This is a genomic window from Amycolatopsis halotolerans, from assembly GCF_042647905.1.
Lineage (GTDB): Bacteria > Actinomycetota > Actinomycetes > Mycobacteriales > Pseudonocardiaceae > Amycolatopsis > Amycolatopsis halotolerans.
The window spans coordinates 35,305-49,750 of the sequence record NZ_JBHRWI010000021.1 but is presented as its reverse complement, the minus strand read 5'-3'; the positions used below and the strand labels follow the sequence as shown (position 1 = coordinate 49,750).

The window sequence follows — 14,446 nt, the reverse complement described above, 5'->3', positions numbered from 1 at the left end:
CCGGAGCGTAGGCACCTGCTGTGGACCGTGCGCCGGTTTTGCCGAGACCGACCCGTGACAAGGCTAGGCGCTCACTCTGCGCACATGCACGCGGCACACGTCCGACGACCCGGCATAACCACGTTCGCGCAGGTCAGGAGTAGACCGCGGACAGGACGCGGGCCTGGGAGATCACATCCTGCTCGACGACGTCGAACAATTGGGTCACGCGCACCAGGGTGCCGTCGGCCTGGTGGACCAGCGCCACGGCGAACACCGAACCGTCGTCCTGGACGTGCAATTCCTGGACGTCGATCGAGTCGGCCCCGCTCCACGCGCGGACCAGATCGCCCGTTTCGCCGCGCGCGACGTTCGGGGCGAGCAGCGAAAGCGCGTTCTCCGGCTGGTGGTCGATCGAGGCGTAGAACTTGCGCACCGCTTCGAGTTTCACCGGGTCCGGCGCGGCCGCCGACGAGGTGGCGGACTTCTTATGCGACTCCGCCGAGAACGGGGCGCTCGGCGCGGAAGACGACGAGGTGCCGGAAGTGGTCTGCGGGGTCGTGGCACCCGAATTCGACGGCGTGGTGGCCGCGGAATCGGTGTGCTTGGACTGGGTCGTGCTTTCGCTCTGCCCCGACGTCGTGCCGCCGGACGAGTGGCTCTTGCGCTGCTGCGGGACGGCTTGGCCGCCGAGCGCTGCCGCGCCGCTGAATCCGGCGGGCATCGCGGTTTCCTCGGCGACCGGAACGGTGGGCCGCGGTCCGCCGCTGAGCAGCGAGGCGGTGACGACGGCGCCGGCGACGAGCGCGCCGGCTCCGACGAGCCCGGCCAGCTTCGCGCGACGGGCGAGCTTGCTCTCGGGCTCTTCGACGGGGTCCGCGACCCGGACGACCGGGCGGCGGGTGCGCGGCGGCAGGTACTTCTGCGGTTCGCGGAACACCTGCTCGAGATACTCGCGGTCGGCTTCGGCCACGTCCTCGAGCAGCTCCGGCGGGATCACGTCCTCGACGCGCACGGCGTCGGGTTCTCGCCGGGTTCGCTGCCGTTCAAGCACGAAAGTCCTCGCTCTGGGGGTTCGGGGCAGGACACGACACGGTGGCGGTGTCCCCGGGGCGGTCCGGACTGCCGATTCGTGGTCGGCACCGGGCCTTGTAGTCGCCAGGTAACCCTGTGCCGACAGGCGGCCGCCAGACTCCGTCGCCGGAATGCCGCCGTCGTACGACGAACGGCAGCTTATGTCACCCAACCGGACGAGGGAACAACCGCTCACCGCTCCGCACGTGCATCGGCATTTGCAGACAGAGTGCTGGTCAGCGGCCGTCGTCGGTGATCTTGCCGTTGTCGTCGAACGTGAGCGTGCGCTGCTCGGTGCTCTTGCTGCCGTCCTGGTGCGTGACCTCGACGGTGTTCACCGTGGTCCCGTGCTGCGGGTCGATGGTGACCTTCTTGACCTCGAAGTACGCGACGTCGGCGTAGCGCTTGCGCAGGCCCTGCGCACCCTGCTGCTTGAGGTCGCCGGACGTGACCGACGAGGCCTCCGACGGGTCGGTGGTGACGTTGTTGAAGAACTTCTCGGAGTTGTTGCCCATCGTGTTCGGGTCGGCGGCCGTGAAGTACGGGTCCTTCGTTTCCCGCTGAGCGGGAGTGACCGGCGGCTTCTCCGGCGGCTCGCTCGACGAGGGCGAGTCCGTGGTGGTCGGCGCGGACGTCTTGCCGCTGGTGCCGGTCCCGGGACCGGACGGCGTGGTCATGCCGGTGGAGTTGCTGCTCGCGGAACTGCTCGGGCCGGAGCCCTGCTGCGGGTGCGTGCCGTTGTCCGAGGTGACGCCGTCCGGGCTGGTGCTGGCGCCGCTGCGCGGGACGTTGCCGCCGACCCCGCCGTGCTGTCCGTTCGGGATGAGCGCGCTGAGGTTCGGGTTGCCGCCGTTCTGCCTGCCGGGCCAGCCGCCGCCACCGACCGCGTCGGTCGTCGTGGTGGTGGGCCCGCCGACCAGGAACGTCCCGGCGAACAGCAGCCCGACGACCACCGCGCCGGACGCGCCGGTGGCGAACCACGCGGCCTTGCGCCAGGTCTTCGGCGGGGTGACCGACGCGGGCACCGAGCCGAGGTCGAACGTGCCGAGGCCGTCCAGCAGCGGCGCGGCGTACACGCGCACCTCGCCGTCCTGCTGCTCTTCTTTCTCCGGCGTCGAGACGGCGGGCTCGCCGAGGGTGACGCGCTGGCGCCGGGGAGGCTCTTCCTCGACCGGGTTCAGTTCGACGCGTTCGCGCGGGCTGTCCGGCCGGTTGGCCAGCGCGGCGGAGGTGGTGGCGACGCGTTCCTGCCGGGTGCGCCGGGTCGGCTGGGGGAGCGCGCTCTCCGGCGGCGGCGCGAAGGCGCGGTGCTCCTCGGGGATCCGGTCCTGCGGAGGCGCGAAAGCTGCGCGGGATTCGGCCCGGCGGCTCTGGGATTCCGGCCGCCGGGCAGGCGGGGCGGCTTGGCGGCGCTGCGGTTCGGCTGATGGGCCAAGGGGAACGACGGTCTGCCGGGGCTCGGCCAGCCGATCCGGGACGGAGGCCTGGCGGCCCTGCGGCTCGACCGGAGCGCGGCGGCGCTGCGGCTGAGGGAGCGGGGGTTCGCCGACCGGCAACGTGCCGCTCGAGGTGGGGAAAACCGGCTGGTTCGGGGCCAGGCGGTTCCCGTCGTCGGGTGCCCGGTTCGAGCGCGGAGCCGGTGCGCCGCGCTGTTGCGGGTTCTCGCTCCCGCGCTGCACCGGAGCGGCCGGGCCGCCGCCGGTGCGGTGCCGGTGATGACCGGCGGCGCGGGCGGGCACCACGGGAGTCCAGGTGCCGTCGGCGCGGACGCGGTGCCGTCCGGGAACGGTGACCTCGGCGTCCGACACCGCGCCGGGGCGGTCAGCGTGCCGCGGACCGCCCATCGTGTTTCCCGTCATGCCGGTCCGACCCCTCCGCGAGAGGGGCGTGACGGCGCCGGGGCCGTCGTCAACCCGAACGGAGCAGGGAGGAAGAGAACGACGCTTGCGTCCACACTTGCGAACTCCCGAGCAAATGCACGCGCACGCGGAGAACGGCGCGCGGAGCCGCAGCTCCCGCGCGTCCTCCGGGCATAGCCCGGCGCAGACGCCAGGGTCCTCACGGACTTCACAGTAGGAAACCGGCAGGCGAATGTCTTCACCCATCCTGCAACTTGCACCGGTTTCACTCGACCGGGCGCGCCCGAACGGGCGGCACGTCACGCAGCGCAGCATGCCGCCCGGTATTTCCCCAGTTCGGGGACTACTTAGCCGCCACTGCGGTACTTCGCCTGCGTCGACTGGAGGGCCTTGACCGACGTCGCGCCGCTACCGACCGCGATGACGATGGCGAGGATGTCCAGCACGACGTTGCCGGAAGTGAGCAGCCAGGCGAACAGCGAGGCCGCGGTGGCACCGCCGGCCAGCGCCCAGCGGCTGCGCACGTACTGCGCCACCGGAGCCCCGCCCGCCCGCTTGCCGGCCGCGTTGTTCAGCATGGCCAGGTAGCCGACGTGGCCGAGGGACGCCAGCACGCTCGCGATCGCGATGATGACGGCGATGATGTTAATCATGTGTCCAGTCTGCCCGGTTTCCGTGCGGCGCGAATCGGGGATGCCCCGGATACCGCGTCAGCGGCCCAGCCTGCCGCGGCCGAGGTTCAGCAGCAGCATCGCGAGCTGACGGCCCTCCGGGCCCAGTTCGCGGTAGCGCGCGAGCACGTCCATCTCGCGGTTGTAGACGATTTTCGTGCCGCCCGCGGCCATCCGGGCCGCGCCGATGGTCTTCGACACCTCTACCCGGCGCTTCACGAGCCGGAGGATTTCGGAGTCGAGGAAGTCGATCTCCTCGCGAAGCGACGAGATGTCGTCGCCCGCCGGGGTGTGCTCGGCGGGCTGTCCGTCGGCGTTCTGCGTCTGCGCGTTCATCGGGACCTCTCTGAAGTCCGGACTCCCCATGGCCCTGGGACGGCGAAAGCCCCGGGTCCAGTGGACTCCGGGGCTGCGGGTGATGGCGGGTGGGGCACTACGCGATCACGGGAGCCGGAGTCCGGGTCCCGTAAAAAAATCGCTTGCTGCTGTGCCGCACGGGTTCAGTATGGCACAGGCGCGCCCGGTCGCCGCCGGAACGCCCGCACCCGCGCGTGCAGCACCAGGCTGATGAACAGCCAGAACAACGGCATCGCCGGCCAGAAGAACAGCGCGCCGCCGACGGCCCATCGGACGATCAGCAAGGTCGCGAGCACCGCGACGATCCCGAGATGTACGCGCAGCGCCGGATGTTCGCGCAAGGCGGCCCGGGTGAGCGGCCAGCCGCCGCGCGGTCGTACTGGCTCCGTGCGGGGGAGATCGGAGGTGAGTTCGCCGAGCTCGTCGGTAAAGCGGACGGCGTAGACCGCGCGCAGCCGCTCTTCCACCTCTTCGAGAGTGAGCCGTCCTTCGGAACCGGCGGCCTGGATGGTCTCGGCGACGCGCTCGCGGTCGCCGTCGGAAGCCCTCAGCCGGGCGGGAATCTTGTCGTCCATGCCGTTCGATGCTCCGCGTCGCGACGGCCTCGCGCGTCGGACGCGAGGCGACACTGCGGCGTACGTCGACAAGCGCAGGCCGACCCCGTGGCTGTTCCGGGACTGTCGTACCCCCGGGGTAGCGTTGACAGACGATGGACACCCTCTTCGATCTCCCCGCAGACCCGCCCGCCCGCGCTGCCCGGCCGGGAACCGCAGACCTGCTCGAGGACCTCAACCCCGCCCAGCGCGAGGCGGTGACGCACGCCGGAGGTCCGCTGCTGGTCGTCGCGGGAGCCGGATCGGGCAAGACACGCGTGCTCACGCGCCGGATCGCCTACCTGCTCGGCCAGCGCGGCGTGCATCCGGGCGAGATCATGGCGATCACGTTCACCAACAAGGCCGCCGCCGAGATGCGCGAACGCGTCGCGGCGCTCGTCGGCAAGCGCGCGAACGCGATGTGGGTGTCCACGTTCCACTCGATGTGCGTGCGGATCCTGCGCCGTGAGGCGAAAACCCTCGACATGTCGTCGAGTTTCTCCATCTACGACTCGGACGACACGAAGCGGCTCATCACGCTCGTGGCGCGCGATCTCGACATCGACCCGAAGAAGTACGCCGCGCGCACGCTCGCGGTGCACATCTCGAACCTCAAGAACGAACTGGTCGATCCGGACGAGGCGGCCTCGAAGGCGGCCAACGACCTGGAGCGCCGGGTCGCCGAGGTCTACACCGAGTACCAGCGCAGGCTGGCGAGCGCGAACGCGTTCGACTTCGACGACCTGATCATGCGGACAGTGTCGTTGCTGCAAGCGTTCCCGGACGTCGCGGAGTACTACCGGCGGCGCTTCCGGCACGTTCTGGTCGACGAGTACCAGGACACCAACCACGCGCAGTACACCTTGGTGCGCGTGCTGGCCGGCACCGAGGCCACGGATACGGGGATCGAGCCCGCCGAGCTGTGCGTGGTCGGCGACGCGGACCAGTCCATCTACGCCTTCCGCGGCGCGACCATCCGCAACATCGAGGAATTCGAACGCGACTTCCCGAACGCGCACACGATTCTGCTGGAGCAGAACTACCGCTCCACGCAAACGATCCTGTCCGCGGCCAACGCCGTGATCGCACGCAACCCCAACCGGCGCGCCAAGCGGCTGTGGACCGATTCGGGCGACGGCGAGAAGATCGTCGGCTACGTGTCGGACAACGACCACGACGAGGCCGCGTTCGTCGCCGGGGAGATCGACTCGCTGGCGGAGAAGGGCGAGGCGGACTACTCGGATGTCGCGGTGTTCTACCGCACCAACAACCAGTCGCGGGTGTTCGAGGAAATCTTCATCCGGCTGGGCCTGCCGTACAAGGTCGTCGGCGGCGTGCGGTTCTACGAGCGGCGCGAAGTGCGGGACATGATCGCGTACCTGCGCGTCCTCGCGAACCCGGACGACACGGTCAGCCTGCGGCGGATTCTCAACGTCCCCAAGCGCGGCATCGGCGACCGTGCCGAAGCGGTCGTCGCGACGCACGCGGAACGGGAGCGGATTTCGTTCTGGGCCGCGTTGCGCGATGCGGTCGAGGACAAGGTGGCGCTGCTGAACCCGCGCTCGGCCAAGGCGATCACCGGATTCGTGACGCTGCTGGACGAACTGCAGGAGATGGCGTCGTCCGGCACCGAGGTGCACGACCTGCTCGAAGCGGTCCTGGAACGCACCGGCTACCGCGCGGAGCTCGAGGAATCGGACGACCCGCAGGACGCTTCGCGCGTTGAGAACCTCACCGAATTGGTGACTGTGGCGCGCGAATTCGCCGAGTTCACCGCCGAGGTCACCAACGACGAAAACGCGGAACTGGTCCTGGACGACGGCGTCCCCGCCCCTGGCTCGCTTCCTGCTTTCCTGGAGCGAGTTTCGTTGGTCGCGGACGCCGACTCGATCCCCGCCGCAGACGGCGGCGAGGAAGGCGACGGCGGTGCGGGCGTGGTCACTTTGATGACCGTGCACACCGCGAAGGGCCTGGAGTACCCGGTCGTCTTCTGCACCGGCTGGGAAGACGGCGTCTTCCCGCACATGCGCGCCCTGGGCGATCCCGCGGAGCTGGCCGAAGAACGCCGCCTGGCCTACGTGGCGATTACCCGTGCGCGGCAACGACTTTACGTGTCGCGTGCGCTGACCCGGTCGGCCTGGGGACAGCCGCAGATGAACCCGGCTTCCCGCTTCCTGGACGAACTGCCGCCGGACCTCGTTGACTGGCGGCGCCTGGAACCGTCCTCGCCCGGCTTCGGAAACTTCGGCTCCTCTTCCGGTTCCTCCTCGGGCCCCCGAGCCGCGACGACGTGGGGCCGCAGGTCCTCGACGTCGTCGACGTCTTCGAGTTCGCCGTTCGGGAAGGGCTGGAAGGAGACGGTGGCTCTGAAGCTGGACGTCGGAGACCGGGTGAGCCACGACAAGTACGGCCTGGGCACGGTCATCTCCTGCGACGGCATCGGCCCGCGCGCGACGGCGACGATCGACTTCGGTGCGTCGGGCAAGGTCCGGCTCATGCTGATCGGCAGCGTGCCGATGGTGAAACTCTGACTACTGCCGCGGCCCCGGTGGTCTGATCCTCCGTGCCGGGTGCCGGGTGCCGGGTGCCGGGTGCCGGGTGCCGGGTGCCGGGTGCCGGGTGCCGGGTGCCGGGTGCCGGGTGCCGGGTGCCGGGGTGCCGGGGTGCGTTCCTCGATGGCTTCTTGTCGGCTAGGCCCGTCTCCTGGGCCGGATTCTCCGTGATCCCGCCCGCCAGCACAGTCGGGCAGATCGAGCCGGGCGGGGCTTCCAACGCCCGCCGCTGCGCTCGCCGACCTCACGGATGAGGACGTCCCCGTGCCGCCGCTGCTCCGCGGGTTGCCCCAAGCTGGTTCGCCACGGCAGGGACTGGCTGCGCCGATACCCGGCACAGCCCTCGTCTTCATCTCTGCCTCCGCACGGTCCGCCGCGCCGCCACTGGATGTCTCTCTGGGCGCTGGCCCCTCGACCCTCTGTCGTCTGATGCTGTCCGTGCTCACAACATGCAGCGATCGTGCCCGGAGCCGGAGCCGCGATGCCTTCCCCCGCCCCGTTCTGGACATCTTTCGCCGGACCGAGTGAACTCCCCCGCGATCCGCCCGATCTTGTCGGTCCCCTCCGGCATACTTGACTTCATCGAACACAAGTTCGATGAAATGCGGTATGCTGTGGAAGGGACGCAGGGGATGGACGCGGTGCTGTTTGGGGTATTTGCCGCTGGGGTACAGGAGTACTTGAGGAGAGTCGCGGGGACGGTTGCTGTGGGGACGGCAACCCGGCCAGCTCGGGACGTGCCAGGGGATGTGGCACGGCTGGCCGCGGCATGGCGCGCGTTGCTGAGGCAACACGCATTGGGACCAGATGGCAGATGTGTCGTCTGCGGAGGAACGTCGCGCGCCGACGAGGGAATCGCGCGATGGATGCCGTGGCGAAGACGCGCGGACCTGTGCACGGTGTGGCAGGTAGCAGTCGCCTATTTCGTCCGTCGCCTTCCTGGCAACGATCCGTGACGCCCAAACCCGGCGGCGTAAGCCGAACTCGGCCGTTCACATTTCGTCTGGCGGAGACCGCCGCGAATTCCTTGCGCCACCGGGTTGTTCGGAGCGACTTCCACCCGATGCACTACGACGAAAGCAGGGCCGATTGACCGATGTGCTGCCGCAGCACGCGGACTCTCCACACGCGGCGCGGTTCGGCACCATCAGATTTCCCGTGCGCGAAGCAGATTCCATCGCTATGCGCCCAAGAGTGACCCGGGCAGTTCAGCTCCGATGGCGACCGCCGGGCGGCAGCACTTGTGACTGCACCAGTTGCCTGGCGGGGTGAGACGTGCGATTCAAGCTCAGACGGCGATCGTCGCGGCAACCAGCGTACGGGTTATCTGGCGGGCAAAATGTGCAGGCGAAGCTCGATGGCGACTGTCGCGCGGCTGAGTCTCGCACACCGGCTGCCTGACCGGCGAGACGCGCGGTTCGGTGCGGGTGAGCAGCCGGGGCAGCAGGATCATCTGGCTGCTAATTGCCCAGCGGGCGAGACGTGCAGGTCAGCTGACGTTCACGCCGCGGGCAGCGAGCCACGGGCGCGGGTCGATCTTCTTGCTGCCGTCCTGCCACACCTCGAAGTGCAGGTGCGGACCGGTGCTCTCGCCGCGGTTGCCGATCTCGGCGATCTGCTCGCCGCACTTGACCTTCTGGCCCTCGCGGACGGAGAAGCTGTTCATGTGGCCGTAGACCTGGATGGTGCCGTCGTCGAGCTGGACGCGTACCCAGAGGCCGAAGCCGCTGGCCGGGCCGGCCTGGATGACGGTGCCGTCGGAGGCGGCGTAGATCGGGGTGCCGATCGAGTTGGCGATGTCGATGCCGAGGTGGCTCGTGCCCCAGCGGGCGCCGAAGCCGGAGGTGAACGTGCCGTGAGCGGGCATGCAGGTCTTCGGACGGGCGGCCTCTTCGGCAGCCTGCCGCGCGGCTTCGGTTTCCGCCTGCACGCGGGCCTTGGTGACCTTGGCGCTGTCGGCCATCTTCGCGGCTTCGGCGGAGGCGTCGACGGCGTGGCCGGTCGGCAGCAGTTCGGGAGCTCCCCCGGAGCCCGCGCTGCCGAGGGTGAACGAGGCGCTCGCGTTCTGTGCGTTGGCGAGCGGAGTGACCGCGGCGTCGGAATCCCCGCCGCTGGTCGACTTGAGGGTCTGCCCTGCGGCGGCTGCGGCGAACGCGCCAGCCGCGACGGCGGCGACCACGACCCGCCCGCGGAGGGCGGAGGAGGGCGGGGAGATGCGGTGCTGTCCCCGGACGCGAATGACTGCACCGTCCAGTGCGTCTTTCAGCGCCGGGGAAGGGGCTTGGCCGCCGGGGGAGCGGTGTGAAGCCAAGACAGGGCCTTCCATCGTCGGGGAGCCGGGCGGAAGAGAACTCGGGCGGGGGATCCCGTGAACGAACCTCGGGGGTGATTCGCTCAGCGTTCTGCTTCGTGACCTGACTGTAATGGGGACCGGAGGACAGTAACGAAGCGGCGCCTCAATGAGCAAGGCGCGACCGGGCTTTCGGCCGAACGAGTGGCACGCATCGAGCTTCTAGCTGTGGAAACTACCCAAAGTTAATTGGGAACTACTTCACTGTATGTGACCCGAGTCACATACCTTCGGATGGCCCAACGCCGCTGAGGCCCTCCCGGCGGCGTAGCGGACGAAATAACCGGCCGCCCGGGTGCGTTGAAGCAGTTTCACGCCGAGTCTTGTGATGCCGCTCACTCGCATCAGGCCCGCCGGACGCTCTTCGACGGTTTCGCCTCGCGACGCTCCGCGCCCACTCTCCGGCGACGGATCTTTCCCGCCCCGAGCCGTCTGGACCGCAGGTCGACACCGGGTCCGTCTGCTTCCCCGATTGCGCCAGGACCCTGCCTGGTCAGCCCCTTGTTTCCGAAACAACGCCCGGCAGCTTCGGCTTGGCTGGATTCGGCCGGTTACCTGCCCTCCCCGGCAGGCCCCGGCCACCCCGTCCCTGGCCGGGCGGATCGTCCCCACGATCTGCCAGTGCCTGTCGCCGATCCCTCCGCGACTCAGCCGGTGCCTGCCCCCGGCAGGCCCTGGCCGTCTCCGTCCCTGTCAGGCCCTCCCCGGCCTGACAGGGACGGAGATCGCGGCTCCCCTCCGCGATGCGGCCGTTCACCTGCCCTCCCCGGCAGGTCTCGGCCATCTCCACCTCGGTCCCGGCAAGTCGTCCCCACGACCTGCTGGCACCCACCGCGGCCTCCCCGCCGCGGCCTGGTCGGGCGCCTGCCACGAACAGGCATCCGACCTCGTCCATCGCCCCCGCGATGTGTCCCCGTGCTTCATCCCGTGCCGGAGTGACGCCCCGAACGCCACTCCCTTACGCGACTTCCCCGAAGTTTTTCCTCGACGCTCCCTCCGGCCCTTCGGTCCTCTGCCGTCGAGACCTCCGGCCCGCGCCCCTCTTACGCGGATCGGAGGATTTTTTCTTCGCATCTGTCAGACGCGCGGGGACGGCCGGAGGTTCATCCGGCGCCGAATTCACCTGGAAGTGCGTTCCGGCCTGGTCGAGGCGGCCCTGCCGTCCGCCTGCCGGGACCGGTCCTTGCTAGCGTCGCGAGCGATGACTCCGCCGACCCCAGAGCCTCCCGACGGCGACTCCGCCCCGGACACCCCGGGCCGTCCCGCCGGATCCCGGCGTCCCAGCCTCGCCGAGCGCAAGGCCGCCGCCCGCGCCCGAGCCCGACGCGACGCCGGTCGCGCGAAATCGGACCCAGCCGACAGTCCCGCCGACTCATCCCGCCGGGCCGGAGCGGCTTCTGTTGGAGGCTCGCCCGACCGTGGCGAGCCGCAGCCGGCGGAGAGCTCAGCCGACTCGTCCCGCGGGGCTGAGGCAATCGCGGAAAGTTCAGCTGCCCCGTCCGGCGGCGGCGAGTCCGCGACGAAAGACCCGGCCACTCAGTCCGGCCGAGGAGACGCGGCAGCCTCACGACCGCGCGACAAGGCCGCACCGGCAGGCGTGTCCAGCCGCCAAGACGCCGATGCTGACCCGACCGAGCGGAGGTCGGCGCCCCGCACCATCCCAAGCCGCCGAGGCACAAGCCGAGACTCGAACCGAGACTCGAGCAGAGGCGAGAACCCGCCCCTCCTGGACCTCACCGACCAGGCCCCCTCCCCAAGGCTCCGCGCCGCCACCGCGCTCCTCGGTCTCGGCGCCCTGGCCCTCGCCGCCGGAGCCGTCGTCCCGGTCTCGCCCGACGCCGGACCGGGCTACCTCTCCTGGCCGCTTCTCGTCATCCTCGCCGTAGTCCCGGCCGGGATCGCGTTCGCGGCGGCTCGCAGCGGGCGGCACGGGCTGGCCGCCGGTCTCGTCACCGGCCTCGCCGCTCTCGCGCCGGGGCGGTTGATTCTCGATCTTCAGTTCCTCGTCAACGGCTCCAAGACCATCCGTCCCGAGCTGTATCTCCCAGACCGCCTGCTCGACCGCAGCGGCGTGGGCATCGGGTTCTGGCTGCTGATTGCCGGGCACCTACTGACGCTCGTCGCCGGGATCATGGCCGCGCAGGTCGTTCGTGAGCGCAATGAGATCGCCGGAGGGGACGACAAACGCCGTTGGCGGTTGATCATTCCGCTGCTCGCCGTAGTCGCCGCGGTCGGATTGCTGATGACTCCGGTCCTCTCCGACGATCCGTTTCTCCTTGCGCGGTCAGCGTTTGAGGGCCCGGGGCTGGCCCTCGCCGGTTACCTTCTCCTCGCCGGTGCGCTGCCGGTCGCCGCGGTGCTCGGGGTTTTCGCCGGGTCCGACGGTGTCGCCCGCGGGACGCTCGGCGGGATCGTCGCGGCGGTGCTGGCCGTCGCGGTGCCGACGTTCGTCGCCGGGCTGGCCGTGTCGGGGCTCGAAGTTTCGACGGGCGCGTATCTCGCCGTCGTGCCGATGGTGCTGGTCCTCGTCCTCACTCCACTTGCGACACCGCAGCAGACGCAAACCGAACGCACCGATCTGGCCGGCGAGGCCCGCGTTCCGGGGCTCACGATCTGGCGCGCGCTCACCGCGTTGCTCGCCTTGCTGACCGGAATCGCGGCGGCGATCGGCGCATCAGCCCCGCAACTCGGCAACAGCACGGACAGCCCGGCCCGCCTGCAACTGCTGATCGCGGCGATTCTTGTCGTGCTGCCAACACCTTTCCTTCTCGCAAGCCGTACCGCGCCGTTCGCACGCGGGGTGCTCGCGGTGTTGTGGGCTGGCGTCGTTCTCGCGGGAACTGCGGTGCTCAGCACCGCCATCACCGCTTCCGAGGCGACGGGGCTCGGCGGGCTCGGCGGCGCGATCAGTTACCACCTCGGCGCGGGAGCCGTTTTCACCGCGATCGCACTCGGTCTCGCCGGGCTTACCGGATTGGCCGCGGTGGTGACCGGCGTCGTGGAACGCGACGACACCGGTACCGAAGGGCCGCGATCCCGAGTTCTGATTCCGGCCGGAATCACCGCTGTGCTGGCGATCGCGACGTTCGGCACGCCGGTGTTCACCGCGCGGGATTACGCGGCACCCGGTCTCTGGTCCGATTTCGACACTCCGTCGTGGGGATTGCTTGCCGCAGTGCTCGTCGTTCTCGGGACGCTCGGGTTGAGCGTGCGTTCGCGGCCCGGCGCCGCAGCGGCGGGACTGACCGGAGCGGCGGTGCTCCTTGCCTTGCATGTCGCCGAGATTCCGCTGGTCAGTTCCCTGTTCTCCACCGCGAAGCCGGGCGCGGGTTTCTGGCTTGGGCTCGCCGCGACAGCAGCGGCAGTGGTCGCCGCCGCAACCGCGGCTGCCGGTGCGAAGAAGTGAGTCCGCGGCGCGTCGTCCTCGTGGAGTTGGCTGAAGAAACCGCGGCGATTCCCTTGGCGCGAATGCTGCGCGACGCCGGTCTCGAAGTCGTCCACGTTGGACACCTCGACACGACGGAAAAGATCGTGCGGACAACCGAACAGGAGGATCCAGACATTCTGGGCCTCCTCGGCGGTCCGATACCCGAGGGCCTCGCCGAAGCGCTCCCCGGCGCGAACGTCGTCGAGCTGGGCGAGGAAAGCCCCGAAAAGGCCGCCGAAATGCTTGTCGGTGGGCGGTCTCACACCCTCGGCACACCCTCTGACCGCGCACGGTGACCGACTTCACCAGGTGCGGCGTCCCCTGCGTCTGCGCTGGTCGCTAACCTCGACTGGTCCGACAGCGCGGTCCGGAAAACGGACCACCACAGTGGCGTGTCGTCAGGAGACTGGAGTAGTGGACCTCTACGAGTACCAGGCGAGGGATCTCTTCGCCGCCCACGGAGTACCGGTTCTGCCGGGCGCCGTGGCAAGCACCCCGGAAGAAGCCAAGGCCGCCGCGGAGCAGATCGGCACCCAGGTCGTCGTCAAGGCGCAGGTGAAGGTCGGCGGCCGGGGCAAGGCGGGCGGCGTCAAGCTGGCCCAGACGCCCGACGAGGCGAAGGAGAAGGCGGAAGCCATCCTCGGCCTCGACATCAAGGGCCACATCACGCACCGCGTGCTGGTGGCGGAAGCATCGGACATCGCGTCCGAGTACTACTTCTCCTTCCTTCTCGACCGCGCCAACCGCACTTTCCTCGCGATGGCGTCGTCCGAGGGCGGCATGGAGATCGAGCAGCTCGCGGTCGAGCGCCCGGACGCGCTCGCCAAGATCCCGGTCGACGCGATCAAGGGCGTCGACAAGGCGACGGCGCTCGAGATCCTGAAGGCCGGCAACTTCCCGGCCGACATCATCGACGAGGCCGCCGACGTCGTGGTGAAGCTGTGGGAGACCTTCGTCTCCGAGGACGCCACCCTGGTCGAGGTCAACCCGCTGGTCCGCGACCCGCAGGACAAGATCATCGCCCTCGACGGCAAGGTCACCCTCGACGAGAACGCCGCCTTCCGCCACCCGGCGCACGAGGAGCTCGTCGACAAGCAGGCCGAGAACCCGCTCGAGGCGAAGGCCAAGGCCAAGAACCTCAACTACGTCAAGCTCGAGGGCGAAGTCGGGATCATCGGCAACGGCGCGGGCCTCGTGATGTCCACTTTGGACGTCGTGGCGTACGCGGGCGAGAAGCACGGCGGCGTGAAGCCCGCCAACTTCCTCGACATCGGCGGCGGCGCGTCGGCCGAGGTCATGGCGGCCGGGCTGGACGTCATCCTCAACGACACCGACGTCAAGAGCGTGTTCGTGAACGTCTTCGGCGGCATCACCGCGTGCGACGCGGTCGCGAACGGCATCGTCGAGGCGCTGAAGATCCTGGGCGACGAGGCCACCAAGCCGCTGGTCGTCCGCCTGGACGGCAACAACGTCGTCGAGGGTCGCCAGATCCTGGCCGACGCGAACCACCCGCTGGTCACCGTGGTGGACACAATGGACAACGCGGCCGACAAGGCTGCCGAGCTCGCCGCGGCAGGTGCGTGA

10 protein-coding genes are annotated in these 14,446 nt (G+C 69.7%); 4 read left to right on the top strand and 6 right to left on the bottom strand.

Going from position 1 to position 14,446, the window contains the following annotated elements; translation table 11 throughout:
* Positions 1–133 precede the first annotated feature (133 nt).
* The 5 genes from ACFORO_RS18370 to ACFORO_RS18350 form a co-directional block, all read right to left on the bottom strand.
* Positions 134–1,033, bottom strand: a complete 900-nt coding sequence (locus tag ACFORO_RS18370) for a hypothetical protein (RefSeq protein WP_377874643.1) — start codon at positions 1,031–1,033, stop codon at positions 134–136.
* A gap of 256 nt (positions 1,034–1,289) precedes the next feature.
* Positions 1,290–2,912: a hypothetical protein gene (locus ACFORO_RS18365; protein ID WP_377896593.1), complete on the bottom strand. Its 1,623-nt coding sequence runs from the start codon at positions 2,910–2,912 to the stop codon at positions 1,290–1,292.
* Between the two features lie 347 nt (positions 2,913–3,259).
* Positions 3,260–3,565 (bottom strand): hypothetical protein, encoded by a 306-nt coding sequence (locus ACFORO_RS18360; RefSeq protein ID WP_344270474.1) that lies wholly within the window; start codon positions 3,563–3,565, stop codon positions 3,260–3,262.
* A gap of 57 nt (positions 3,566–3,622) precedes the next feature.
* The gene (locus ACFORO_RS18355) at positions 3,623–3,919 is read right to left on the bottom strand and encodes a chorismate mutase (protein ID WP_354742432.1); all 297 of its coding nucleotides are present in this window, start codon (positions 3,917–3,919) and stop codon (positions 3,623–3,625) included.
* Between the two features lie 164 nt (positions 3,920–4,083).
* Complete coding sequence (locus tag ACFORO_RS18350) at positions 4,084–4,515, bottom strand: DUF1707 SHOCT-like domain-containing protein (protein ID WP_377874637.1); 432 nt, start codon at positions 4,513–4,515, stop codon at positions 4,084–4,086.
* Positions 4,516–4,649: 134 nt separating this feature from the next.
* Between ACFORO_RS18350 and pcrA the strand changes: the two genes are divergently transcribed.
* Positions 4,650–7,064 (top strand): DNA helicase PcrA, encoded by a 2,415-nt coding sequence (pcrA, locus tag ACFORO_RS18345; protein WP_354742428.1) that lies wholly within the window; start codon positions 4,650–4,652, stop codon positions 7,062–7,064.
* A 1,510-nt stretch (positions 7,065–8,574) separates the two neighbouring features.
* On the opposite strand, the gene ACFORO_RS18340 is transcribed toward pcrA, so the two are convergent.
* Complete coding sequence (locus ACFORO_RS18340; RefSeq protein WP_370940578.1) at positions 8,575–9,264, bottom strand: M23 family metallopeptidase; 690 nt, start codon at positions 9,262–9,264, stop codon at positions 8,575–8,577.
* A gap of 1,768 nt (positions 9,265–11,032) precedes the next feature.
* Here ACFORO_RS18340 and ACFORO_RS18335 point away from each other — a divergent pair.
* The 3 genes from ACFORO_RS18335 (at position 11,033) to sucC (ending at position 14,446) form a co-directional block, all read left to right on the top strand.
* A complete protein-coding gene (locus ACFORO_RS18335; RefSeq protein WP_377874634.1) occupies positions 11,033–12,841 on the top strand; it encodes a hypothetical protein in 1,809 nt (602 codons plus the stop codon).
* Positions 12,842–12,903: 62 nt separating this feature from the next.
* A complete protein-coding gene (locus ACFORO_RS18330; RefSeq protein WP_377874632.1) occupies positions 12,904–13,158 on the top strand; it encodes a hypothetical protein in 255 nt (84 codons plus the stop codon).
* Between the two features lie 118 nt (positions 13,159–13,276).
* Entirely contained in the window at positions 13,277–14,446 is a 1,170-nt protein-coding gene (gene sucC, locus ACFORO_RS18325) for an ADP-forming succinate--CoA ligase subunit beta (protein WP_354742420.1), read from the top strand.

Bases quoted from the DNA above. Each gene is read 5' to 3' on its own strand.
- ACFORO_RS18365 (WP_377896593.1), bottom strand. From the start codon at position 2,912: ATGACGGGAAACACGATGGGCGGTCCGCGGCACGCTGACCGCCCCGGC.
- ACFORO_RS18360 (WP_344270474.1), bottom strand. From the start codon at position 3,565: ATGATTAACATCATCGCCGTCATCATCGCGATCGCGAGCGTGCTGGCG.
- ACFORO_RS18355 (WP_354742432.1), bottom strand. From the start codon at position 3,919: ATGAACGCGCAGACGCAGAACGCCGACGGACAGCCCGCCGAGCACACC.
- ACFORO_RS18350 (WP_377874637.1), bottom strand. From the start codon at position 4,515: ATGGACGACAAGATTCCCGCCCGGCTGAGGGCTTCCGACGGCGACCGC.
- pcrA (WP_354742428.1), top strand. From the start codon at position 4,650: ATGGACACCCTCTTCGATCTCCCCGCAGACCCGCCCGCCCGCGCTGCC.
- ACFORO_RS18330 (WP_377874632.1), top strand. From the start codon at position 12,904: ATGCTGCGCGACGCCGGTCTCGAAGTCGTCCACGTTGGACACCTCGAC.